The following is a 24,368-nucleotide window of genomic DNA, read 5'->3' on the forward strand; positions in this document are numbered from 1 at the left end:
TTAGCTTTTGCGCGCGATGATGAAACGGGCCACATCGCGGAGCCTGTCGGCACGATCTCCATAGGGGAGCAGGGCCTCTAATGCGTCCGCGACAAGCTGCTCTGCGCGCGCTTTGGCACCGTCAATCCCCAGATGGGAGACAAAGGTCGCTTTGCCGGCATCGGCGTCTTTGTTCAACCGCTTTCCGGTCGCTTCTTCGCTGCCTTCAACATCCAAAATGTCATCGGCAATCTGGAACGCCAGCCCGATAGCATGTGCATAGGTTTCAAGCGGGGCAGTGTCTTCGTCTGCAAGGATGGCGCCTGCGGTGGCGGCAAAAGTAATCAACGCACCTGTTTTGCCGTTTTGCAGCGCGGTGATGTCATCCAAAGACAGCGGCTGTGCTGCGGTTTCAGCTGCGATATCGAGTGCTTGACCATAGACCATGCCGGCTGCGCCAGAGGCTTGTGCAAGGGCGCGCACCAGGGGCCGCGTCGCCGGGCCAATCGCATCGGCGGTCAGCAATTCAAAGGCCATCGTTTGCAGCGCATCGCCCGCCAAGGTCGCTGTGGCCTCGTCCCATTGAATATGCACTGTCGGCAGGCCGCGGCGCATATCATCATCATCCATGCACGGCATGTCGTCATGCACAAGGCTATAGGCGTGCAGGGCCTCGACGGCGGCTGCAACGGTCAAGGCGGCCTTTGGATCGATGTCGAACAGTGCGGCTGTTTCCAGCACCAGCAATGCGCGCAAACGTTTGCCGCCCTGCGCGGCATATCCCATTGCATCGCGCAGCTGACTATCGGGATAGCGTGCGATTTGGGTGTTCAGCGCATCTTGAACTGCCGCTTGAACCTCTGCCAGCCGATCTTGAAACATCACAGTCCTTCAACCGGGGTCGTGCCCGTGGGCTGACCATCCATGCCAAGCGTGATTTTTTCGACCCGCTCTTCGGCTTCTTTCAACAGGTCAGAGCAGCGTTTTTTCAGCACGGCACCGCGTTCACCCAGTGCGATCAGCTGATCCAGCGGCACATCGCCGCGATCAAGCTGGTTCACCACCTGCTCAAACGCCTTCATCGCCTCTTCAAAGGTCATTTCTGCGATGTTGTTTTGCTCAGCCATCTGCCCACTCCTTCATCTTGTAATGGGATGCCACCAAATCGACGCAGGGTCCAGCCCCACGCCGCATGCGCATAGGGTTTGAGCATAAAAATGCAGTCTGCCTACGGTTTCTGGCGCACAGCATAGGCCAAAAATCGAACCCCGCCGGGACTTGGCCGCGACGGGGTTCGATCAATTTAAAGGGCCGTCTGGGTAGATAGGTCAGACGGCCCCCGAGTTCTAAGGAGATGGTCCGGTTAGGGTCTGGTCAAAGATCCATCCGGTTCCCAGTCAAAGTTCTTTGCCCCAGGGATTGCCCTCAGGCCACGGCCCCTCCGACTGTCCCGATACCTCTCTCCAATATCCCTCTAGACACTGGATCACCTCCTTTCACTGCGTTGCCGTTACAGGTAGCGTGCCACATATTTGGTATATGGCAAGTAAATTCACGCGATCTTTGGCGACATCTTTGCGACGACTGCCTTGAAAGGCAGCAGCGCAACCAGTGAAAGTCCAAATTTTAACCCGCTATCGGCCACTGCGAGCGATACCCAAAGCGGCGCCTGCGGGCCGATGCCAAGCAATGGCAAGACCTCATTCGCCCAGGCGACATCGTGAGAGGGGAATATCGGCGTCAGCGCGGCGGAAAATGCGATGGTGAAAAAGATTGTCGTATCAAGAACAGATCCGATCAACGAGGATACCAAAGGTGCTGTCCACCATGCATTGCCGCGCAGTTTGTCGAAAATCGACACATCCAGCAGTTGCGCGATCAAGAAGGCCGTACCCGAGCCCAAGGCCACACGTAATGTTACCGCAGGGCCATACTCCAGTATGATCTGGCTGCCGATCAGCGAGCAGATCACACCCACACAAAATCCCGCCAACACGATGCGCCGTGCGGCCTGTGCGCCATATAGGCGGTTCATCAGGTCGGTGACCAAAAAGGCAAAAGGATAGGTTACGGCACCCCAAGTGAGCCAATCGCCCAGTAGGAACTGCACAAGAATATTTGAGGCCACTACAATAAGGGCCATGGCAAGAATGCCAGGTAGGAAGCGTTTCATCAGGTTTCACCGTTTTTACATGGTCGCGGGGACATGGCCCAAAGCAGTCGGGCAAGTCCGCCCGATAAGCCTGTGCGCAAAAACGGTCAAGGAAAATCGTGCAATTTACGGGGGCAGGCGGTATTCTACGATTTCGGTCTGCTGAAAAAACCGAAAATTGTCATCAGAAATCATGGTCAACCGTATCGCGCCTGCCGTATCGCGCCACACGGCAATCCCTTCAAGGTTGTCATGGCGTGCCGCGCGGGTTTGAAACAAGACGCTTTGGCTGTTGATTCGATCGCCGCTGACATCAAATACACGCACGCGGGTCAAAAACCCAAGCAGACCCCAAAAATCGCGCTCAAGCACATATAGGCGGCCATCCGGGCCGAAATCTGCCCCCACCGGCAGCCAATCACCATCGCGGGGGATTGAAAACGGCACGCTCCAATCCGTGCCATCATAGCGATAGACCGGAAAGGGGCGATTTTTGCGGCCAGAACGTTCGGGCATCGTATATAGTCGCCCTTGGTCATCAATCGCCAGCGCCTCTAGCGAGGAGTTGTTTTGCAGCCCGTTAAACTCGCGCGGGCGGGGCAACAAATGTGCAGTTGAGCTGCCTGGATCGTAAAAAGACACGCGCGCGATACTGCCCTCAAACGAGATATAGCGCCGCCCGTCAGGACCAAGAGCCAATCCCTCGCTGTCACCAACGGCGTTTGTCATCGGCGCGTCTTTGCTGTCACGCAGGCGCATTGGACCATCGCGCAGCGTAATGTCTGAAATCGCACCAGCTTCGTCGCGTTGAATTGTGCCAGTCCACAGTGTCGTGCGGTCTGAAATTGTTACAAAATCTTGCCCCGGGCTGCCGTCTTCAAAGTCAAAGCCAGAAAACCCGCCAAAGGCAGGATCGGGGTGGGTCCATTTATAGGATTGCAAAAACTCTGCCGTTTGAGCTGCGGCCGAAAGGGGGGCCGCAGCGGTCAAACATATCAGGGCGAATTTGCAGAGAGAACTGAACGGCATTGTGTGGGCAGGTCCGACATTACATAGGTCTTGGCGTTACGTTTTGGCGGACCCTTGGGTTGAGCCGGTTTTGGGGCAGTTTTTGGTGGGTTCAACGCATCGGTCACCCACCAGTTCAGCGTCGCATCACAACCATCGCCCCCTTTAGAAAGTTCCCTAACAGTGGGTTTCTGGGTTTCGCAATAGCGCGCGCCCTTCGGGCAGTTCAAACGCACGTGAAAATGCGTGTTATGCCCCCAATAGGGACGAATCTTTTGCAGCCATTTCCTGTCGTTGCGCGGGGTCGAGTTGCACATATCAATCTTCACAGCGGCTGCGACGAAAATCCGATCAACCCGATCATCCATCGCGGCGGCGCGCAAAATCTGTTTATGGGCCTCGGTCCAATTGCTGTTGGTGCGGCGTTGATCACCACTGCGCACAGAGATAGAGGAGATAGCCTCACGTTGCTGGCGACTTAGCGTCAATGATTTCGGCGGCAGCATCCAGATATCGGCGTCCAAACCGGTTTGATGGCTGGCATGCCCCCCTGTCATCGGCCCCCCGCGTGGTTGCGCAATATCCCCCACATACAGCCCTTTCCAGCCGGGCTGACGGGCGGCGAAACGCGACAGATCTTGTAGAAAGCCTAGCATTTCGGGCTGGCCCCAGTTGCGGTTGCGTGACAGGCGCATCGCCTGCCATGTCGCTCCGGTTTCAGGCATTTGCAGCAGACCGGCGGCACATCCGCGGGAATAAAAGCCAATTGGCTGTGGCGCGTGGGCGGAGGGCTGAGATTTGGCGCCAAAAAGCTGCCGTGCCAGGGGCTCTGCCCCGGCGGGCAGGGCCGTCAGTGCAATCAATGACAGGGCAATAAGGTGGGAACGAAACGTCATAAAATATCCTTCACGCCTTTGGGGGCGGTTTTCACAAAGCCCAGAAGGCCTAGGCTGAGCATGAATAGCACGATTACAGGAATCATCCCTAATGATTGCACACCTGTGATATCTGTCACCACCGCAATGGATAAGGGGGCGATAAAGGCAGTCGCTTTACCAGACAGGGCGTAAAGGCCGAAATGTTCGGTCATTTTCGCCGGCTCCGCCTGAGACACCATCATCACGCGGCTGGCCGATTGTAAGGTACCACCACACGCCCCGATAAAGGCGCCAAAGACAAAAAAGGCGATGTCAGGCAGCGAAGATCCCGGCGCGACTGTGATCCCCAGAACATGTGTGCGATTGATCGTGATGATGCCCAAGACCACAGCGATTAAAATAACAACGCTGATCGTGACCACAGATTTGGAGCCAAACCGGTCATCAGCACGCCCCCCAAGCCATGCAAAGACGGCCCCGGCGATGATCGTCAGCAGGCCGAATACTCCGATTTGCGTAATCGACCAGCCCAACACGCCCGCCGCATACAGCCCGCCAAAGGTGTAAATCCCATTGAGCGCATCGCGGTAGCACATAGATGACAGCAAAAACGCGCTGAGGCTGCGCTGCGCAGGCAGGGTTTTCAGCGTCGCGCGCAGCTCGGGCCAGGCCAATCGGGCGGCGGCACGCACCGGGATCGCGTCGGGGCGGCGCGTTTCTTTAACCCAAGCGAAGAATGGGATCATGAAGACGGCAAACCACAGGGCTGTCAGCGGGCCAACAATCCGCGTGTCTTCGCGGGTGGCCACATCCAAACCAAACTGCACCGGCAGTCCGATCAATGTGCGCCCGTTGTCCGGGTTCACCTGAAACAGCGTCAACATGATTAACAACAAGATCAGCCCGCCGACATATCCGAACGCCCATCCAGAGCCGGAAATTCGTCCCAGCTCATTCCTTGGGGCAAGGTCGGGCAACATCGCATTGGTGAATGTCGTCGCAAATTCCATGCCGATCAGGCCGACGGCAAAGCTACCCATGATCAGCAGCAGCGAATAGCCTTCAGGGTTGGCGAACCATAGCCCTGCGGCCCCGACTATATACAGCACAGAAAACAGAGCAACAAAGGGGATGCGCCGCCCGGATCGATCAGCGATTGCGCCCAGGAACGGGGAGGCAAGGGCGATGATTATCCCGGCAATGCCAACGCCATATCCCCAAACGGCCTGCGCGCTGGATCCATCGCCCAGAAGGTCCGTCATGAAAGGCGCAAAAATAAATGTCAAAAGCAATGTATTGTAGGGTTGGCTTGCCCAATCGAAAAAGAACCAGCCCCAAATTTTCTTGCGTGAATTTGTCATTAATTTGCCCCTTAATCGCAGGGGGATAAGGCCTGAAAACACGCGCTGAGGCAAGCAGTTCTGAAGGGCGTTACATTTCTGGCGGCCAAGGGCGCAGCGCATCTGCGGCCACCCAAGCCTGAACCCAATCTGGCAGCGCGGGGGAAGGGCGTTCAAGCCCCATTTCCGCCATCACATTAGCGGGTGCGACGATGCCCGCCTTGGAGGTCACCGCACCACGGATCAAAATATGCGAGGTGCAGACGTCATTGCGCCACATGGACTGTTCCATATAGATCCAACGATCATCCCAGCCGATACAGCGGCTGCGCATGGCAAAGCGTTGAAACATCGTAACACGTTTACGGTAGCGGGTGGTGTTTCCGGCGACGACAATGCCCCACCCGCGTCTGGCCAGCACAGATTGTAATCCGGTGCGCAGTGCCAAAGGCACGCGGCCCAGATCAAACAGGGTCAAGATGCGGCCGTTGTTCAGCTCTTGCCATGGATCGATATCCCAGGGCCAGCAGATATGGTGGCTTATATGTGTGTCCAGGACCTTCAATGAAGGTTGGGATTTCGCGCGCAAAGCTGCCTTTAACAGCCGGATATAGGGATACATCGTATTCTCCGAAAGCCGTGCCGATTTGTTGACCTTTGCGTCAGTTAACCTGTCTGCCTAAGCCGTCAACCCAAACGTGGCGTTCACATCCGCAGGGTTTGCACGGTTAACGCCTGTGTGAAAGGTTGCATGGCCCGCGGCGCTGACTTACCTAGTGATGCAAGTTTTATAACAGGCGCTTTGCGCCGATCTGGCTGAAGCTAACGGATAGGAAAACACGCATGGTCACGCTTTTTCAGGCGCTTAACATCATTTTGGATGTGGTCTGGTTCGTTATGATTGCTCATATTATCATGAGTTGGTTGATCAACTTCAACGTTCTGAACCTGCGTCAGCCTATTGTTGGCCAGATCTGGTATGGTTTGAACAACTTGTTAGAGCCGATTTATCAGCCGATCCGCCGTATCTTGCCACAAACTGGCGGGTTGGATCTGGCGCCATTGGTCGCCTTTATCATCTTGATGATCTTGCAACGTGCTTTGATCAATAATGCAGGCTTCTTCTACGGATATTGATCCATGACCGCCGCTGCCCCCACAGATGAGCCACCGGTGCATGATCCTCAGGAGGTTCTGGCGCGGGTCTTTGGTTTTCATGCCTTTCGCCCGGGACAAGAGACGATCGTGCAGTCCGTCATTGATGGGCGTAATACGCTGGCGATCATGCCTACGGGTGGCGGAAAATCACTTTGCTATCAGCTGCCAGCATTGTGCCGGCCCGGGCTGACGGTGGTTATCTCGCCCTTGATCGCGCTGATGCGTGATCAGGTGCGGGCGCTGAAACAAGCCGGGGTTGAGGCGGGGGCGTTGACCTCCGGCAATACCGATGAGGAAACCGAAGAGGTCTTTGCGGCGATTGATGCGGGGCGCCTGAAGCTGTTGTATATGGCGCCAGAGCGGCTTGCCTCGGGGGCGGCGGTCCATTTACTGCGCCGTGCGGGCGTCAATCTGATTGCGGTAGATGAGGCACATTGCGTCAGCCAGTGGGGGCATGATTTCCGTCCCGATTATCTGCGCATCGGAGAATTGCGGCAGACACTGGGCGTGCCATTGGCAGCCTTCACCGCAACGGCGGATGAAGAAACGCAGGCCGAAATGGTCACCCGCTTGTTCGCAGGCGTGCAGCCGTCCACCTTTTTGCATGGGTTCGACCGCCCCAATATTCATCTCGCTTTCGCGCCGAAAAATAGCCCCCGCGCGCAGGTGTTGAATTTCGCTGCCGCACGCAAGGGGCAATCGGGCATTGTCTATTGTGCGTCGCGGGCGAAAACCGAGAGCCTGTCCAAGGCATTGAATGATGCCGGGCATCTGGCGTGCCATTATCATGGCGGGATGGAGGCCGATGATCGCCGCCATGTCGAAGCGCGATTTCAACAAGAAGACGGTCTGATTGTGTGTGCCACTGTGGCCTTCGGAATGGGCGTTGATAAGCCTGATATCCGCTGGGTCGCACATGCGGACCTGCCCAAAAGCATCGAAGCTTATTATCAGGAAATCGGCCGTGCAGGCCGCGATGGCGCCCCGGCTGAGACGATGACCCTTTATGGGCCAGAAGACATTCGCCTGCGCCGCACCCAAGTGGACGAGGGGCAAGCCCCGTCAGAGCGCAAAGCGGCAGATCATGGTCGCCTCAACGCACTGTTGGGCCTGGCCGAGGCGACGGGATGTCGACGTCAGCGATTGTTGTCCTACTTCGGAGAAGAGGCGCAGCCGTGCCAAAACTGCGATATTTGCGACAATCCACCGGATCTGTTCGATGCAACAGAGGTCGTGCGCATGGCGCTTTCGGCCTGTTTGCGCACGGATCAAAGCTATGGTGCGCAGCACCTTATTGAGATTTTGGTGGGCAATAGCAATGATCGGATCAAGGCACGTGGCCATGATCAACTGCCGACCTTTGGTGTCGGACGCGCGACGCCGCGACCGCAATGGCAAGCGATTTTCCGGCAGATGATGGGGCATGATTTGTTGCGCCCAGATGCCGAGCGCCATGGTGCATTATTCATGACCGAACGCGCCCGTCCGGTCTTGCGGGGTGAAGAACCCGTGACTTTCCGCCGTGATCCAGTTCGCAACGCCAAATCCGGCCCTGTGGTGAAGGCATTGGTGTCAGAAGAGGACGCCCCCCTGATGTCCGCGCTCAAGGCAAAACGTTCCGCTTTGGCAAAGGCTGCGGGCCTGCCCGCATATATGATTTTTCCAGATCGCACCCTGGCCGAGATGGCCGAAGCCCGCCCGCAAAGCTTGGACCAGATGGCCCATATCAACGGCGTCGGCGCGAAGAAACTGGAAAGCTATGGCGAAGATTTTTTGGGGGTTGTCACGGGGGCGGGTGGTGTGAAAATCCATCCGGCGCGGCGCGCGTTGGCAGGCCGTGATGAGGGCGCGTTATTTGACGCGCTCCAGGCCGCACAGTTGGAATTGGCGCATGGGGATAGCGGTGTCGATCGGTATCTGAACTGCCCAAATACCATTTTGCGTAAAATCGCGGAACGCAAACCGCAGACATTGGATCAAATGTCACAGATTAGCGGCATGGGGGAGCCGAAGCTCGATCGCTTTGGCCCGAGGTTCTTGCAGATCGTGACAGACTTCACCGGCTGATTACGGCTTCACCGGTCGGGCTTCTTTCGGTTGATGGGCTTGAATACGCTCGGTGATGGCCGCTTTCTTCAATGGTTTTGTCAGGTAGTGGTCGATACCACAGGCGAAAATTTCCTCGCTATCACCTGACATCGCATGGGCCGTGAGGGCACAGATCGCAACGTGCGCGTCTTTGGGCTCTTCCGCGCGAATGGCGCGGGTGGCTTCTTTTCCATCCATTTCCGGCATGGAAATATCCATGAAAATCAAATCCGGCTTTAGCTTGCGCCACAGCTCCAACGCCTCGCGACCGTTGTTTGCGAAATGCAAAGCGATATCCAAATCCTTCACCATTTTGCCAAACACAAGCTGATTGGTGCGATTGTCTTCGGCCGCCAAAACGATCATCTGCCGATTGGCCACGGGCGCCGTAGGCCGCGCTGGGCGTGCGGCGACCTTGGGCTTAGGGCCCGACAGTTTTTGCAAGGTTTGGAACAATTCCGACCGAAGTACCGGTTTTTGCAGACATTCGATTTGCGCCGCCTGTGCATCTTCGTCGCTGATGATATCGGTGTCACCGTTCAGCAAGACAACCGGGGTCGACAACCCCTGCGTACGCAGCTGTTGGCACAGCGCCAGGCCATCCATATCCGGCATCTTAAAATCGGTCAGGATAACATCGAATTTGTTTGATTTTTCGATCTGTTGTAGGGCATCGGCGGCGCTGCGACACAGGGTGACTTCAAGGCCGAATGTTTCTAGCTGACGCTCCAAAATTACCCGATTGACCAAAAGGTCATCGACCACCAATGCTGCCTTCAGCGTGATAGGGGGGGAGGTTTTCTGCGCCATCGGGTCGCCGGTTTCGGCACGCGGAACGGTGATGGCAAAACCAAAGGAAGAGCCTTTGCCAAGATCACTATCGACCCAGACGCGCCCATCCATCATTTCCACAAGCTGTTTGGTGATCGCAAGCCCCAGACCAGTGCCTTCAAAGGCGCGGTTTTCGGCACTTTCAACCTGATCAAATTCGCCAAATACTTTTTCTATATTCTCGGGCGCGATGCCGATGCCAGTGTCCTCGACCGTGACATGCAGCTCATAGGTTTCGCCGTCGCGTTCAAAGCCAACAACGCGTGCCAGAACATGGCCTTTTTTGGTGAATTTCACCGCATTGCCGATCAGGTTGGTCAGGATCTGCCGCACACGACCGGGGTCCGCGATAAACCGTGTGGGCAAGAACAGATCATAATCCACGATCAATTTCAGGCCCCTATCGCGGGCCGAGGGCTGCAATAGAACCATAATTTCATGCAAACAGCGTTCCAGATCAAAGATTTCTGGATATAGCTTCAATCGTTCGGCTTCGATTTTGGAGTAATCTAGGACGTCGTTGATGATTGTCAGCAAAGCCTCACCAGAGGAACGAATGGTTTCCGCGTAAAGCCGTTGTTCTTCTGTCAGATCCGTCTCGGCCAACAGCTCTGACATGCCGACAACACCGTTCATAGGTGTGCGGATTTCATGGCTCATGTTGGCAAGGAAGGCCGATTTCGCACGGTTTGCAGCCTCTGCACGGCTGCGGGCTTCTTGCAATTCGGCCTCATGCTCCACGATATCAGTGACATCACGCACCACTGTCACCAAATCGCCGCTGTCCCCCCAACGATTTAAAATCCGGATATAGCGGCCCTTGGCGGTTTTCATCGTCACTGGGTCAATTTTATCGCGGCGGATCATTTCCAGCATCTCTTGATGCCAATCCAGCGGGTCGCGGCCTTCCAGATCGATCATTTGATGTTTCGCCACGATTTTTAAAACCGCATCATAAGTGACACCGGTTGTCACAGCAATTTCGCCACGAAAGAACTCCATATAGGATTCATTCGCCGCGACCAGCCGCAGATCACTGTCATAAACCGCAAACCCATCCGGCAGCGTTTCCAACGCATCCCATAGCCGGCGCTGCGCAATCAAGGCGACGGAATGCGCGCGCTCCAGATCGACGCGCACGCGGCTATTCTCCCCTTTCAGGGACGCGGCCTCTGTCAGGGCGCGCTGCAAACCATCGCGTTGCTCTAAGATCTGATTGGACAGGGAGCGCGCATGCAATGACAGTTTCTGGTTCGCGGAAAACAATTCCCGTTTCTTCTGGTCAAGCAAGCGCTCTGCGGCCAGCCGTGCACGCCGTTCTTGGGCCAGCTTATCAGCAATGGAGCTGGTGCGGGTCGGCATGAGTCTTGATTCCTTCATCGTGGATATTCAAGTTCTGACGCGATCGCGTGAATTTATACTTAAAATCGCCGCGCCTCTGCGACCTTTGTTGTAGATGTTCTTTAAATAAATCCGCGACTTGCAGATCAACCTTAGGTTGATTCTCGACCAACAGGTTATGGATGAAAGATCATCCTTGCGGCTGTGGTGGTGGTTTTGCGTATGGGCCGTGACCGCGGGGCGCCGGCGCCGGCGGGCGGCACCAGATCGGCTGTAGCGTCTGTGATGGCGGAAGCAAATGCGCCAGCAGTGTATCAACCGCTGGCGCTTTGACCCATGTCAGGGTCACTGTTGGTCGGGTCATCGCGCTGTCCTTATATGTTGTAGCCAACACATTACGCGAAACCCGTTGCGGATGTCTGAATGCGGTTAGGTTTCTTCTGTTGGTTGCAGGGGCACGCGGCCTTGCGCGGTCAACAAAAATACATCGCGGCCTTCGATGACAACGGCTGACACCGGGCCGCCATAGCCTGCGCTGGAATCAAGGTTCAGGCGGTGGCCGTAATGAGTTACATCGTCTAGCGCGGTATGACCGTGCACGATCAGCCACTGATGTGGGCCGGGATGCTCCAGCCAGCCTTTGCGAATCCAAAGTAGATCGTCTTCGATTTGCTCGCCCAATTTTACCCCGGGTTTGATGCCCGCATGCACAAACAGCAAATCGCCATGCAGGAAATAACTGGGGCGCGCGGCCAGCCAGGCGCGATGTGATGCAGGGATCTTTTGCATCGCTTCAACATGGACCTCGCCGTGCTCACGCTCTTCTGCGTTTTCGACACCGTAAGAGGCCAACGTAGTGTTCCCGCCCAAACGTGGGTGGATCCAGTTCAGGTCGGTGCGCAGCCGCATGTCATGGTCATAGGGGTCGTCCATGAACATAGAGAACATGCGGTCATGATTGCCCTTCAGCACAATCCAGTTTTTGCCACTGGCCATGCCTTGCATCAAATATTCGATTGTGCCGCTGCTGTCTGGTCCGCGGTCCACCATGTCCCCAACATGAACCACAGGCACGTTCGCACCATCATATGCGGCCTGATCTGCCGCGATCAACGCATGTGCCTGTTTCAGCTTGTCGGTATGGCCGTGAATGTCTCCGATCGCATATGCGCGCATGGTCTGTCCTTGTGAAAGCGTCGTTACAAATGGCAAAGGCCCCCACCAATGGCAGGGGCCTTCAGCTTACTGATTTAACCGGCTCAGGCTACAGAGAATTCCAGCGGCTTGACCTGCTTGAACAAACCTGTGGCTTTCAGCGCCTCAATCACCTCTGGTTTGATCGCTTCGTCCAGGTAAGAGATCGCGATTGCTTCGCCACCCGATGCTGCACGGCCCAACGTAAAGTTCGCAAGATTTACGTTATGCTCGCCCAGCAAAGTGCCCAGCTTGCCGATGGTGCCCGGCTTGTCATCATTGGTGGTGTAGAGCATGTGCTCGCCCACTTCGGCATCGATATTGATGCCTTTGATCTGAATGAAGCGCGGTTTCCCATCCGAGAATACGGTGCCTGCGATCGAACGCTCTTTTGATTCGGACACAACCGTGACTTTGATATAGCCCTCAAATGCGCCGGATTGGTCCTGCGACGTGGTCGAAATCTGGATGCCACGTTCTTTCGCCAAAGCGGGCGCCGATACCATGTTCACATCAGGCTGCGATGCCTTCATGATGCCAGAGATGGTCGCTGCATCCAGCGCCTTCAGGTTCATGCCAGCCGCTTCGCCATCATAGGTGATGTTGATCGCTTTGATCGCGTCTTCGGTCATCTGACCGATGAAACCACCCAGATGTTTCGCCAGATCGACCCATGGGCCCATGACCTTGGCTTCTTCGGCGGTCATCGACGGCATGTTAAGCGCGTTCTCAACGGCACCGTCCAGAAGGTAGTTGGACATCTGCTCTGCGACCTGAAGGGCCACGTTTTCCTGTGCTTCGGTGGTGGATGCGCCCAGATGCGGGGTGCACACAACGTTGGGCAGGTTGAACAAGACATTCTCGGTCGCGGGTTCTTCTGCGAAAACGTCCAACGCGGCACCGGCCACATGACCCGATTTCAGCAATTCAGCCAAAGCGGGTTCGTCGATCAGGCCACCACGGGCACAGTTGATGATCCGCACACCTTTTTTGGTTTTCGCAAGGTTCTCAGCCGACAGGATGTTGCGGGTCTGATCCGTCAGCGGCACATGCAAGGTAATGAAATCGGCGCGCTTAAGCAGCTCGTCCAGTTCCACTTTCTCAACACCCATCTTCTCGGCCTTTTCGGGGGACAAGAAGGGGTCATATGCGACCACTTTCATTTTCAAACCACGGGCACGGTCGCAAACAATACCACCGATGTTGCCGGCACCAATCACGCCCAGCGTCTTGGCGGTCAGCTCCACACCCATGAATTTCGATTTTTCCCATTTTCCAGCATGTGTTGATGCAGATGCTTCTGGGATTTGGCGTGCCACTGCGAACATCATCGCAATCGCATGTTCTGCGGTTGTGATCATGTTGCCAAACGGCGTGTTCATTACGATCACGCCTTTTTTCGACGACGCTTCTTTGTCCACGTTATCGGTGCCGATACCGGCGCGGCCGACAACTTTCAGATTTGTCGCGCTTTCCAGCAGCTTCGCGGTGACTTTTGTCGCCGAACGGATCGCCAAGCCATCATATTTGCCAATAACTTCGGCCAGCTTGTCTTTGTCTTTGCCCAGCTTGGGCTCAAAATCGACTTCGATGCCGCGATCGCGGAAGATCTGAACGGCGGTTTCCGACAAGCTGTCCGAGACGAGAACTTTAGGTGCCATTTTCTGGGCTCCTTGAATTTTCAGGAATTTGGAAAGTATGGGCAGCCCGGGGCCAAATTCGGGCCGCCCATAACGCTTTCACGTCAGATCAAGCTTGCGCTTCGATCTCTGCTTCAAAGGCATATTCGATCCAAGGCATCAGGGCCTTTACATCGGCGGTCTCAACGGTGGAACCACACCAGATACGCAGACCGGCAGGGGCATCACGATAAGCACCTGCATCCAATGCGGCACCAGCTGCTTCCAGACGCTTTGCAACGGCTTTGGCAAATGCGGCGCCGTCTTTAATCCGCGCGTCGGTGAATTTTACACAAACCGAGGTGGTCGAGGCCGTGGCCGCATCCGCGGCCAGGTTTGCGATCCACGGTTTCGCGGCGCAGAAATCCCAGACAACCTGCGCATTGGCATCCGCGCGTGCGATCAGACCTTTCAGACCGCCGATAGATTTCGCCCAGTTCAGCGCAACCAAGTAATCTTCAACGCATAGCATTGACGGCGTATTGATTGTTGCACCGGTGAAGATGCCGTCGATCAGCTTGCCGCCTTTGGTCATGCGGAAGATTTTTGGCAACGGCCATGCAGGTGTGTAGCTTTCCAAACGGGCAACGGCACGCGGGGACAAGACGATCACGCCGTGACCGCCTTCACCGCCCAGGACCTTTTGCCACGAGAAGGTGGTTACATCCAGCTTGTCCCACGGCAGGTCCATTGCGAATGCAGCCGAGGTTGCGTCGCAAATGGTCAGGCCTTCGCGGTCCGCCGGGATCACGTCGCCATTGGCCATACGCACGCCCGAGGTGGTGCCGTTCCATGTGAACACGACATCTGTGTCGAAATCGACTGTGTTGAAATCGACGATGTCGCCATATTCGGCGGTTTTAACATCGGCATCGATTTTCAGCTGTTTCACAACATCGGTGACCCAGCCTGCGCCAAAGCTTTCCCATGCGCACATGGTGGCTTTGCGTTCGCCCAACAGCGACCACAGTGCCATTTCCACAGCACCTGTGTCAGAGGCAGGAACGATACCGATTTTATAGTCAGCCGGGATGCCAAGAATGTCACGGGTTGTTTCAATCGCCTCTTTCAGCTTGGCTTTGCCAACGCTGGCGCGGTGCGAGCGACCCAGAGGCGCATCGTCGAGCATATTGAGGGAGAAGCCTGGAATCTTCGTGCAGGGGCCCGAAGAAAAACGCGGATTTGCCGGCAGCGTGGCCGGAGCTTGAATAGCCATTTCTGGTATCCTCTCAGATAATCGCCCTTCGTTGGGGAAGGGTGTCCCGTGGACGGACATAGGCCCGCCCGATCTGTCGCGCAACAGGAAAAACGTCTTAGAGCGAACAAATGGTTTTCAAATCCGACATTCCGGGCGTGATCTATCGCTTTTGCCCAAGATAATCGGATAATTTGTTCGTATTCCACGATCATCACGTTTTCGCGACAGCGTGGTCAGGTTCGGTGCTGGTCTTTGCGCAGGCGAATGGGCTATGACACCTGCGTCTGATTGTCCGGAGGCTACCCAATGTATACCGTCATTCTTATGACCAACCCGAACCAGCCTGCGCTGGATGCGACGACGATGGACGCGCTGCGCTCCGCTTGGGGTGGGGGGCAAATTCGCTGGTTGGCCTTTGGTGTCGCGGCAGAGTTCCAGGTTGAAACCGTACCATCGAATCGCTGGCAGGTGTGGGACGATATGCAGATGATCGGCATTGATCTGGTTGTTGTGCCCACACAGGGGCGGCGCAAACAGATGCTGCTGGCCGATATGGATAGTACGATGATCCAACAAGAATGTATTGATGAGCTGGCTGATGTGGCCGGGGTTGGCGATCGGGTCAAGGAAATCACCGCGAAGGCGATGAACGGAGAGCTGGATTTCGACGGTGCGCTGACGGAACGTGTAGGCCTGTTGGCGGGGCTGGACGATGGCGTGATCCAGCAAGTGATTGATGAACGCATCACCTTTATGCCCGGCGCGCAGGCGCTGTTGGCGACGATGAAACGCGACGGGGCTTATTGTGCGCTTGTTTCGGGCGGGTTCACCGCCTTTACGGGATATGTGGCGCAGGCGCTTGGCTTTGATGAAAACCGTGCGAATACGCTCTTGATCGAGGATGGCAAGCTGACGGGCAAGCCGGGGCTGCCGATTTTGGGCCGCGAAGCCAAGGTTCAGGCATTTCATGATATCTCGGCCCGTCTTGGGCTGACAGCGGCACAGGTGATGGCCGTGGGCGATGGCGCCAATGATCTTGGAATGTTGAAACTGGCCGGCGCCGGTGTTGCCTTGCATGCCAAGCCCGCAGTTGCGGCGCAATGTGACATCCGTATCAATCATGGCGATCTAACTGCGCTGCTGTTCGTGCAGGGCTATGGGCGTGACGAATTCGCCTAAGCTTCGATCACGTCCGCGTGATCGTATGTAATGTGGCGGTGAAGCCCCGCGTATGGACGATTACGCAAGACGCCTATGGCATGATGCCCCGCGCGTCACGGAGGATATGTCATGCGCAAGCCGATGGTTTTTATTGCAGTTATTTTGGTGGCGGTTGCGGCCAGCTGGACGGTTGCTGATCCCAGTATTGACGGGCTGCGCGACCTATTCGCGCAGTTCAACGGTGCGAAAGCCAGCCATCCGATGGCCTTTGCAGGTGGGTTCTTTGCGATTTATGTTGCGGTTACAGCCCTTTCGCTACCCTTTGCCACATGGCTGACGGTGATCGGTGGTGCGTTATTTGGGCTGTGGGGGGGGCTGGCGCTGGTGTCCTTTGCCTCGACAATCGGGGCGACGGCGGCTTTCCTTGTGTCGCGCTATTTGATGGGCGATTGGGTGCGCGCACGCTACGGCGAAAAATTGGCGCAATATCATCAAAAGCTGGAGACCGAGGGGCCGTTCGTTCTGTTCTCCTTGCGGCTGATCCCGGTGGTGCCGTTCTTTGTGGTCAACTTGATCTTTGGGTTGGTGCCCATGCCCGCATGGCGGTTTTATGCAATTAGCCAGATCGCGATGTTGCCGGCTACGGCGGTTTTTGTCTTTGCGGGGACTCAGCTTGCGCAGATCTCCAGCCTGTCAGATATTGTGCAGCCCGGAATGCTTGCAGCGTTTGTCGCGCTGGGGGTGCTGCCTTGGGCCGCGCGGGCTGTGGTTGCGGTGATACGGCGTCGCAAGGCTTTGTCGGGCTACACGAAACCCAAGGTTTTTGACCGAAACCTGATCGTGATCGGGGCCGGGGCTGGGGGTCTTGTGGCCTCATATGTCGCGGCGGCAGCGCAGGCCAAAGTAACCTTGATTGAGGCCGGCCCGATGGGCGGTGACTGCCTGAACACAGGCTGTGTGCCGTCCAAGGCGCTGATCTCGTCGGCGCGGGCTACTGCAGATGCTACGCGCGCAGCGCGACTGGGTGTGCATGCTGCCCCATGCGTGGATTTTCCGGCCGTTACAGCGCGCCTGCGCGATGTCATTGATCAAATCGCGCCCAATGATTCTGTCGAACGCTACAGTGGCTTAGGGGTGGAGGTGATCCAAGGCTACGGCCAGATCATTGATCCGTGGACTGTAGAGGTGCATGGCGCACGGTTGACCACGCGCAGTATCATCGTCGCGACAGGGGCGGCCCCGGTGATCCCACCGATTTCGGGCATCAATCTGGTGGCGCCAATGACATCGGAAACCTTTTGGCCGTGGTTGATCGCGCAAGACCAGCCGCCGCAGAATCTGCTGATTCTGGGTGGTGGCCCGATCGGATGTGAACTGGCACAGGCCTTGGCACGGCTTGGGGCGGGCGTTACCGTGATCGAGGCCGCGCCGCGGCTGATCGCGCGCGAGGAGCCCGAGGCCTCACAGGCGTTGCAAAAAGCGCTGCTAGCAGATGGTGTCACCGTTAAGACAGGCGCCAAAGCTGCGCAGTTTGGCAAGGATGAAGACGGTACCGGCTGGGTCGCGCTAGAGGATGGCACGAAGCTGCGTTTTGATGCTTTGTTGGTTGCGGCCGGGCGTGCGCCGCGGCTGACGGGTTTTGGGCTAGAGGCACTGGGCCTTATCCGTGACGGATCATCCTTGGTGAACAGCCAATTGCAATCCGCCATGCCCCATATTTTGTTTGCTGGCGATGTGTCGGGCGGGGCGCAATTGACCAATGCCGCCGGTCATCAGGGCTGGATTGCAGCGGCCAATGCTTTGGCCCGCCCGTTTTGGCGCTTTCGGGCGGATGCCGCGCCGATCCCCGCAGCGGTTTTCACCGCGCCAGAGATCGCGCGGGTTGGTCTGACGCAGGCGCAGGCGAACAAGGGCAGCTATGACGTTACCACCTTGCCTTTGGGCGAGATCGACCGTGCCGTAACCGAGGGGGAGGCGGAGGGGCTGGTGAAAATCCTGACCCAAAAGGGCCGCGATAAAATTCTTGGTGTCACGGTGGTTGGTCCACATGCCGCCGAGATCTTGCCCGAATTCACCTTGGCGATGCGTCATGGTTTGGGGCTGGGTAAGATATTGTCGACCCCGCATATATATCCCAGCTGGTCAGAGGGGGCCAAGAACGCCGCCGGACGCTGGCGGCAGGCGCAAACCAGTCCGCGCCTGTTGGCCCTGGCTGCGCGGTTTATGGCATGGAGGCGTGGATGATCGATGCATTGATTTTGCCGCTTCAATCGCGGGTTCTGGACGGGCCTGCACGGGTTTTGGCCGCGCGCGGTGTTCGCGCCGATCATATCACCGTCGTGGGGTTCGTCATTGGTTTGCTGGCGCTGCCGGCCCTGGCTGCCGGGCTTTATGGATTGGCATTTGCGGCCATTGTCGCGAACCGGTTGGCTGATGGACTGGATGGGGCTGTCGCGCGGCTGACCCAACCCACCGATCGCGGCGCGTTCTTGGATATTGCGCTGGATTTCATGTTTTACGCTTTGGTGCCTTTGGGGTTTGCCTTGGTAGATCCGGCGCAAAATGCCCTTGCGGCGGCGGTATTGATGGCCAGCTTCATCGGAACCGGTTCCAGCTTTCTGGCCTTTTCCGTGATCGCACAACGGCGCGGCTTGCACGCCGATGCCTATCCCACCAAGGGGATTTATTACCTTGGGGGCTTGACCGAGGGCGCCGAGACGATCGCATTTTTGCTGGCCTGCTGTGTTTGGCCTTCGGGCTTTGCCATCCTAGCCTATATCTTTGCGGCGGGCTGTGCCGTGACCACATTAACCCGCTGGCATATGGGCTGGCGGGTCTTCGCATGAAAAGGGGGAGATGATGCGCTATTTAACTGCTTTTCTTTTGTCCGCACTGGCCAGCCCGGCCTTTGCCGATTGGGATCAGACCCTGGAAGAAGCAAAGGGACAGACAGTCTATTTCAATGCCTGGGGCGGGGATCCGCGTACGAATGCCTTTTTGGACTGGGTTTCACAACAGACACAAGACAGGTTTGGCGTGACGGTAGATCATGTCAAATTGACAGATACGGCAGAGGCGGTGGCACGCGTTGGTGCGGAAAAAGCCGCAGGCGAAGACGATAATGGCGCGATTGATCTGATCTGGATCAACGGGCCGAACTTTGTCGCCATGCAAGATGCGGGCCTGCTGTTTGGTCCGTTTTTGCAAAACCTACCCAACGCGCAGTTATTGGACCTGACGGACGGCTCTGCCGCGACCACTGATTTTACGGTGCCAACACGGGGGTATGAATCGCCGTGGCGGTTGGCGAAATTTGTCTTTGCCCATCATGGCACGCGGGCGCCCAATCCGCCGCAGACAATGGCAGGATTTGTGGAATGGGCACAGGCCCACCCAGGGCGGATGACCCATCCGAACGTGCAAAATTTCATCGGTGCGACTTTCTTGAAGCAAGCACTGGTGGAGCTGGCCCCCGATCAAGAGGCGCTGTCGCAGCCTGTGACCGACGCAGCCTTCGCCACACAGACGGCGCCGCTTTGGGCGTGGTATGATGCGCTGCGCCCCAATTTATGGCGGGGCGGTCGGTCCTATCCTGAAAATGAAAGCGCACAGGCGCAGCTTTTGGCGGATGCACAGGTGGATATCGCCATGTTCTTTGATCCTGCAGCCCCCGCGTCGCTGATCGAACAAGGTGTGTTGCCTGAAGAAACGCGGGTGTTCACCCCCAACGGTGGCACGATCGGCAATATCAGCTTTGTTGCGATCCCTTATAATGCGCAGCATCAGGCTGGCGCGCAGGTGGTGGCAAATTTCTTGCTGGCACCGACGACACAGGCGCATATGCAAGATATCACGGTTTTGGGCAGTTATTCTGTGCTGGATCCGACCCGTCTGGACGGGCATGCACAGGCGGCATTTCAGGCACTTCCCACCGCGCCAGCGCTGCCGACCCTCGCCGATTTGGGCAGGACATTGCCTGAACCTCATCCCAGCTGGATGACCGCACTGACCCAGACCTGGAGCGCGCGTTACACGCAATGATCTGGCTGCGTTTGCTCTTGCTTATGCTGGTGGGCGGTCCGGTTGTGGCGGGGGCGGGGCTGACGCTTTGGATGGCCTGTTTCGGGCCACTGGGCGCACAGGCGCAGCCCTTCGGCGCGGGGTTTGTGCACGCAGTGGCACAGCCGGGCATGGGCCACGGGCTGTGGCTGACGGTTGCCACGGGCGCAGGCAGTGCCGCTTTGACCGTGGTGCTGTCGATCCCCTTGTCAGGATGGATGTTGACGCGGGCATGGGCGCGGGCGGCGATTGCGCCATTGCTTGCGGTTCCCCATGCGGCGTTGGCCATCGGGCTGGCATTTATCATCGCGCCATCGGGTTGGGTGGCGCGGCTGATCGCCCCTGCCGCGCAGTGGGCTTTGCCGCCCCTGTGGCTGACGCCGGGTGATCCCTGGGGGCTGTCGCTGATTGTCGGGCTGGTCTTAAAAGAGCTGCCATTCATGCTGTTGATGACCTTGTCGGCCGCGGGGCAGGTGCCGGTTGCCGCACAGGTGGCCGCCGGGCGTAGCCTTGGATACAGTCGCGCCTATCTATGGGCCCGGGTGATTTGGCCACAGATTTTGCCAGCGCTGCGTTTGCCGATGTTTATCGTGCTGGCCTATGGCCTTTCAAATGTGGATATGGCGCTTTTGTTGGGGCCGTCCCACCCGCCGGTATTGGCGGTGCAAAGTTTGCGCCTGTTCACCGCGCCAGATCCGGCGATGATTGCCCCAGCGTCGGCCATGGCCGTTATTCTGGTTGTGGTGATGGCGGGGGTGGTAATCGCCGGGATGTGGATGGTGCGCCTGTGCGGGGTGGTGAACCGATGGGGGCTTGAGCGCGGGGTCCGCCGTTCTGTGCTGAACGGGTTGGTTGCCCCGATCTATGGGCTTTATATCGGGCTGGCCATTTTGGCCGTACTGGCGCTTATGGCGCTGCCAATATGGTCCTTGCTTCGGGGATGGTCGTGGCCATTGATCTGGCCGCAGGCCTGGACTGTGCAGCATTGGTTGGGCCACGATGGCTGGCATCGGCCTGCGCTTTCGACAGTCTGGCTTGGCGCCGTGGTGACACTGATATCGGTGGGTATCTGCATCGCGTGGCTGGAAACCGAAGACCGTCTGGCGCGGCGCGCTGGGCTATGGCCGGTCATCATCTTGCCCTTGGTTTTGCCGCAGATGGGTTTTGTGCCGGGTTTTGTGACTTTGCAGCTTTTGTTGAAGGTTCCGCCGGGGACTATGGCGGTGCTTTGGGCGCAGTTGGTGTTTGTTTTGCCATATGTGATGATTTCACTGTCGGGGCCTTGGCGCAGGTTGGATCCTCAGATGTTGCGACAGGCGGCAGCATTGGGCGCGGGCCCGTGGCGCAGGCTATGGGCGGTGAAGCTGCCCATCTTACTAGGCCCGATTGCGCTGGCGGCAGCGATTGGCTTTGCAGTGTCCGTAGCGCAATATTTGGCGGTCTTGCTGCCCGGGGCGGGGCGGGTTGTGACCGTCACAACCGAAGGGATTGCACTGGCGTCAGGGGCCAGCCGATCGCAGGCGGGCGTACAAGGCGTATTACAGGCGGCTCTGCCCTTAATCGGCTTTGGTTGGGCCCTTGGTCTGGCGTGGGTCACATCACATAACAGGCGCGGATTGCGCGGAGGGCTGGCATGAGCTTGGTAGCAACACAGGCATACGTGATATTTCATAGTGCCACGCATCCGGTTTTTGCCCCGGTGGATTTGCAGGTCTCGGCGGGGCAAATCGCCTGCGTGACCGGGCCATCAGGTGTTGGAAAGTCAACGTTGCTTGCGCTGATCGGCGGGCATCTTCCGCCGCGCTGTCAGGTGGGCGGGATGGTTTCGTTAAATGGGGTCAATATGTTACACCGCGCTGCCGAATACCGCGACATCGGCGTTTTGTTCCAACAGGCACAATTGTTCCCACATTTGTCAGTCGGGCAAAATCTGGCCTTTGGTTTGCCGGCCCACATCCGAGATCGCCGCGCCCGTATTGCCCACAGCTTGCAGCAGGCTGGGCTGGAAGGAATGGCGGATCGCGACCCCGCCAGCCTGTCTGGTGGCCAGCGTGCCCGGGTGGCGCTGATGCGCGCGCTATTGGCGCAACCCAAAGCGCTGCTACTTGATGAGCCGTTCTCCGCCCTCGACCCAGAGCTGCGCGATGACATCCGCAACTTTACCTTTGATCATATCCGCGCAAGCCATATCCCTGCGCTGATCGTCAGCCATGATGCGCAAGATGCCGCCGCCGCAGATTTTACGCAGCCGATTGTGCCTGGGTGTCAGGGGTGATCACCTTGCCCACGCCTGACAAAAGACGCTATCACACGGTAATTGTGGATGGAATGAGAGTGGACATGCCCAAGATGTTTGCACGTGCGATACGGCCCTTGGTGACATTAACAATCATCGGGATGGGTCTGTCTGGCTGTGTAATGCCAGAGGAGTTGTCAGGCACCTCCTCTGCGGTTCCTGCCAGCAATGCGATCAACGTGGCCGATGGCACAGTTCTGGTCGCGCCGCGCGGCTATTGTGTGGATGAGGGTACATTGCGCGCCCGCGGTGAGACAACATTTGTCCTGTTCGGTGGCTGTGCCGCGATTTCCAATGATCCTTCGCAGCCCGCCGCACCATATAAGGCGGTTCTTGGCACGACGGTAGGGCCGGTTATGACAGGCTCCATCCCCGAGAAATTCCCCGCAGTTGAGGCATTTTTCCGCTCTCAGGCGGGGCGGGCGGCTTTGGCGCGATCGGGGGTGGCGGATGATGTTCAGATCCTTGCCGCAGAAGTCTCTGGTGATGTGCTGATGCTTAAGCTTTCGGATGCGTCAAAATTCGACAAAGTGCCGGTTGCGAAGGATTATTGGCGCGCAATCGCAGGCGTGAACGGCCACCTTGTCGCGTTTTCGGTGATGCCACTGGCCGATACGTCACTGTCGGATGCGCGGCAAAAGCAACTTTTGCGTGAATTTGTGGCATCGACGCAGGCGGCGAATTAAGCGGATGATGTCTGGCAAAGGTGGCAATAAAATCTGCCAAAATCGTGTGTTAGCACTTGCAGCGTCGGCGGCGCTGCGACAAGGTCCGAACCTATTATATGTTTGGAATTTTGCACAGCGCTGTGACCAATTTGCGTTTCAGGAGGGCTAAATGAGTCGATTGCCAAGCGGTTTTCTGGATCGTGTGGCGCAGGGACGCGCCCTAAAGCGGTGGCGCCATGCGACAGCACTGGTGGATGACTTGGCGGTTACCGATCTGCAATCGGTCAGCAAAGAAGCCCGCAGTGTCAAAGCCGAAATAGAACGGTTCTTATTAGAAACAGATCGCCGCCTTATGGCACCAGAGGCCGATGATGTCGGCATCGAACGGCCCTTGGGATGTGATTGGACATGGCGACCGCAGGCATGGACGGCCCCGCTGCGCCCGCGTGGTCTGGCCCCTGCCAACACCCGCGATAAGCTGGGATCTGAACTGACGATTTTTCATGACGGTGAGAGCGCAGAGCTGGTTTTACAGCAACAGCGTAATGCCCAAGGGGCTGCGCCATTCGGTCTGCAACTGGACGTGTTCAGCTTTAGCGGATCGTTTCTGTCTTTGGTGGTGGACTTGCCCGACGCCGCGCTTGCGGGGCTGCGGGTCAATCATCTGGTCCGGTTGGGCATCGATCTGGTGGCAGAGCGGCCGCTGGATGTGTTTTGCCGTTTGAACGTCATGCACGGCCCGAACACAGAGCAATTGGTGCGTGAATTGCCGATGGATGGCAGCGGCGGGTTCGTGGAATTTGATCTGGCCTATACCCGGATGAATGAGAAACGTCTGGAACGGGCATGGGTGGACATTATTTTTGAAGGCGCGCGGATGAATGCGATTAATATGCGCGACCTCACGTTTTTGCGGCACCCCCGCGCGGAATTGTAAGGAGCGGCCATGAACGTCGAAAAAACATATCTGCGGGGCGGGGTATGGGATATCCTGATCGGCTGTGAGGGAGAGCCGAATGTGATCGCCTCATATCTGGGGCAGGCTCTGGATGGGCTGACGGTTGAACAAAAATCCTCAGACAGGTGGAAAGTCAGCGTTCCGGTGCCGGCAGATATCTTGTCCGATGGTGTGCATACTTTGCTGCTGCGCCGTCACGACCGCGATGACACATTGGCGCAGATGACCCTGGTGGCCGGCGCGCCACTGGCGGGTGATCTGCAATCCGAAGTCGATTTTCTGCGTGCCGAGTTGGATCTGCTAAAGCGGGCGTTCCGGCGCCATTGTGCCGATACCGAAAATAACGACAGTTAATCGACGGGGGGTAAGAAGGCCCGGTA

22 protein-coding genes are annotated in these 24,368 nt (G+C 57.3%); 11 read left to right on the forward strand and 11 right to left on the reverse strand.

Annotated features, from left to right (window positions below; all coding sequences use genetic code 11):
- The 7 genes from BFP70_RS06560 to BFP70_RS06590 all read right to left on the reverse strand — a co-directional run bounded on the left by BFP70_RS06560 (window position 1) and on the right by BFP70_RS06590 (window position 5,979).
- Window positions 1-861 (reverse strand): polyprenyl synthetase family protein, encoded by an 861-nt coding sequence (locus tag BFP70_RS06560; RefSeq protein ID WP_066010566.1) that lies wholly within the window; start codon window positions 859-861, stop codon window positions 1-3.
- A complete protein-coding gene (locus tag BFP70_RS06565) occupies window positions 861-1,106 on the reverse strand; it encodes an exodeoxyribonuclease VII small subunit (protein ID WP_066010567.1) in 246 nt (81 codons plus the stop codon). Before BFP70_RS06565 ends, BFP70_RS06560 begins: the two co-directional genes overlap by 1 nt.
- Before the next feature lie 425 nt (window positions 1,107-1,531).
- Window positions 1,532-2,122 (reverse strand): queuosine precursor transporter, encoded by a 591-nt coding sequence (locus BFP70_RS06570; RefSeq protein ID WP_369820189.1) that lies wholly within the window; start codon window positions 2,120-2,122, stop codon window positions 1,532-1,534.
- Window positions 2,123-2,257: 135 nt separating this feature from the next.
- Window positions 2,258-3,073 carry an esterase-like activity of phytase family protein gene (locus BFP70_RS06575; protein WP_255356626.1) on the reverse strand — a complete coding sequence of 272 codons (816 nt, stop codon included), beginning with the start codon at window positions 3,071-3,073 and terminating at the stop codon, window positions 2,258-2,260.
- 53 nt (window positions 3,074-3,126) lie between these two features.
- Window positions 3,127-4,035 carry a penicillin-insensitive murein endopeptidase gene (gene mepA / locus BFP70_RS06580; protein WP_066010570.1) on the reverse strand — a complete coding sequence of 303 codons (909 nt, stop codon included), beginning with the start codon at window positions 4,033-4,035 and terminating at the stop codon, window positions 3,127-3,129.
- On the reverse strand, window positions 4,032-5,378 hold the full coding sequence (locus BFP70_RS06585; protein ID WP_066010571.1) for an MFS transporter: 1,347 nt from the start codon (window positions 5,376-5,378) through the stop codon (window positions 4,032-4,034). The genes mepA and BFP70_RS06585 overlap by 4 nt, the downstream gene beginning before the upstream one ends.
- A gap of 70 nt (window positions 5,379-5,448) precedes the next feature.
- Entirely contained in the window at window positions 5,449-5,979 is a 531-nt protein-coding gene (locus BFP70_RS06590; RefSeq protein ID WP_066010572.1) for an acyl-CoA thioesterase, read from the reverse strand.
- A 221-nt stretch (window positions 5,980-6,200) separates the two neighbouring features.
- Here BFP70_RS06590 and BFP70_RS06595 point away from each other — a divergent pair, with 221 nt between their 5' ends.
- The gene (locus tag BFP70_RS06595) at window positions 6,201-6,494 is read left to right on the forward strand and encodes a YggT family protein (protein ID WP_066010573.1); all 294 of its coding nucleotides are present in this window, start codon (window positions 6,201-6,203) and stop codon (window positions 6,492-6,494) included.
- A gap of 3 nt (window positions 6,495-6,497) precedes the next feature.
- Window positions 6,498-8,582 (forward strand): DNA helicase RecQ, encoded by a 2,085-nt coding sequence (gene recQ, locus BFP70_RS06600; RefSeq protein WP_066010574.1) that lies wholly within the window; start codon window positions 6,498-6,500, stop codon window positions 8,580-8,582.
- On the opposite strand, the gene BFP70_RS06605 is transcribed toward recQ, so the two are convergent.
- From BFP70_RS06605 to BFP70_RS06620, 4 genes are all read right to left on the reverse strand, one after another.
- A complete protein-coding gene (locus BFP70_RS06605) occupies window positions 8,583-10,796 on the reverse strand; it encodes a response regulator (RefSeq protein WP_066010575.1) in 2,214 nt (737 codons plus the stop codon).
- 408 nt (window positions 10,797-11,204) lie between these two features.
- Entirely contained in the window at window positions 11,205-11,951 is a 747-nt protein-coding gene (locus tag BFP70_RS06610) for a metallophosphoesterase (protein WP_066010576.1), read from the reverse strand.
- Window positions 11,952-12,034: 83 nt separating this feature from the next.
- The gene (serA, locus tag BFP70_RS06615; RefSeq protein ID WP_066010577.1) at window positions 12,035-13,630 is read right to left on the reverse strand and encodes a phosphoglycerate dehydrogenase; all 1,596 of its coding nucleotides are present in this window, start codon (window positions 13,628-13,630) and stop codon (window positions 12,035-12,037) included.
- Between the two features lie 88 nt (window positions 13,631-13,718).
- On the reverse strand, window positions 13,719-14,864 hold the full coding sequence (locus tag BFP70_RS06620; protein WP_066010578.1) for a phosphoserine transaminase: 1,146 nt from the start codon (window positions 14,862-14,864) through the stop codon (window positions 13,719-13,721).
- A gap of 288 nt (window positions 14,865-15,152) precedes the next feature.
- Between BFP70_RS06620 and serB the strand changes: the two genes are divergently transcribed.
- The 9 genes from serB to BFP70_RS06665 all read left to right on the forward strand — a co-directional run bounded on the left by serB (window position 15,153) and on the right by BFP70_RS06665 (window position 24,342).
- On the forward strand, window positions 15,153-16,025 hold the full coding sequence (serB, locus tag BFP70_RS06625; RefSeq protein WP_066010579.1) for a phosphoserine phosphatase SerB: 873 nt from the start codon (window positions 15,153-15,155) through the stop codon (window positions 16,023-16,025).
- 111 nt (window positions 16,026-16,136) lie between these two features.
- On the forward strand, window positions 16,137-18,251 hold the full coding sequence (locus tag BFP70_RS06630; protein ID WP_066010580.1) for an FAD-dependent oxidoreductase: 2,115 nt from the start codon (window positions 16,137-16,139) through the stop codon (window positions 18,249-18,251).
- The gene (locus tag BFP70_RS06635) at window positions 18,248-18,853 is read left to right on the forward strand and encodes a CDP-alcohol phosphatidyltransferase family protein (protein ID WP_066010581.1); all 606 of its coding nucleotides are present in this window, start codon (window positions 18,248-18,250) and stop codon (window positions 18,851-18,853) included. Before BFP70_RS06630 ends, BFP70_RS06635 begins: the two co-directional genes overlap by 4 nt.
- Before the next feature lie 13 nt (window positions 18,854-18,866).
- A complete protein-coding gene (locus BFP70_RS06640; protein ID WP_066010582.1) occupies window positions 18,867-20,048 on the forward strand; it encodes an ABC transporter substrate-binding protein in 1,182 nt (393 codons plus the stop codon).
- Window positions 20,045-21,703, forward strand: coding sequence for an ABC transporter permease (locus BFP70_RS06645; RefSeq protein ID WP_066010583.1), 1,659 nt, complete (start codon window positions 20,045-20,047; stop codon window positions 21,701-21,703). Before BFP70_RS06640 ends, BFP70_RS06645 begins: the two co-directional genes overlap by 4 nt.
- Window positions 21,700-22,341, forward strand: a complete 642-nt coding sequence (locus BFP70_RS06650) for an ATP-binding cassette domain-containing protein (RefSeq protein ID WP_066010584.1) — start codon at window positions 21,700-21,702, stop codon at window positions 22,339-22,341. The genes BFP70_RS06645 and BFP70_RS06650 overlap by 4 nt, the downstream gene beginning before the upstream one ends.
- Window positions 22,342-22,406: 65 nt before the next feature.
- Entirely contained in the window at window positions 22,407-23,048 is a 642-nt protein-coding gene (locus tag BFP70_RS06655) for a hypothetical protein (RefSeq protein WP_066010585.1), read from the forward strand.
- 151 nt (window positions 23,049-23,199) lie between these two features.
- Window positions 23,200-23,967, forward strand: a complete 768-nt coding sequence (locus tag BFP70_RS06660) for a DUF6478 family protein (protein ID WP_066010586.1) — start codon at window positions 23,200-23,202, stop codon at window positions 23,965-23,967.
- A 9-nt stretch (window positions 23,968-23,976) separates the two neighbouring features.
- Window positions 23,977-24,342, forward strand: a complete 366-nt coding sequence (locus BFP70_RS06665) for a hypothetical protein (protein ID WP_066010587.1) — start codon at window positions 23,977-23,979, stop codon at window positions 24,340-24,342.
- Window positions 24,343-24,368: the final 26 nt, after the last annotated feature.

This window comes from Thioclava sp. SK-1 (genome assembly GCF_001705665.1).
In the GTDB taxonomy this organism is placed as follows: domain Bacteria; phylum Pseudomonadota; class Alphaproteobacteria; order Rhodobacterales; family Rhodobacteraceae; genus Thioclava.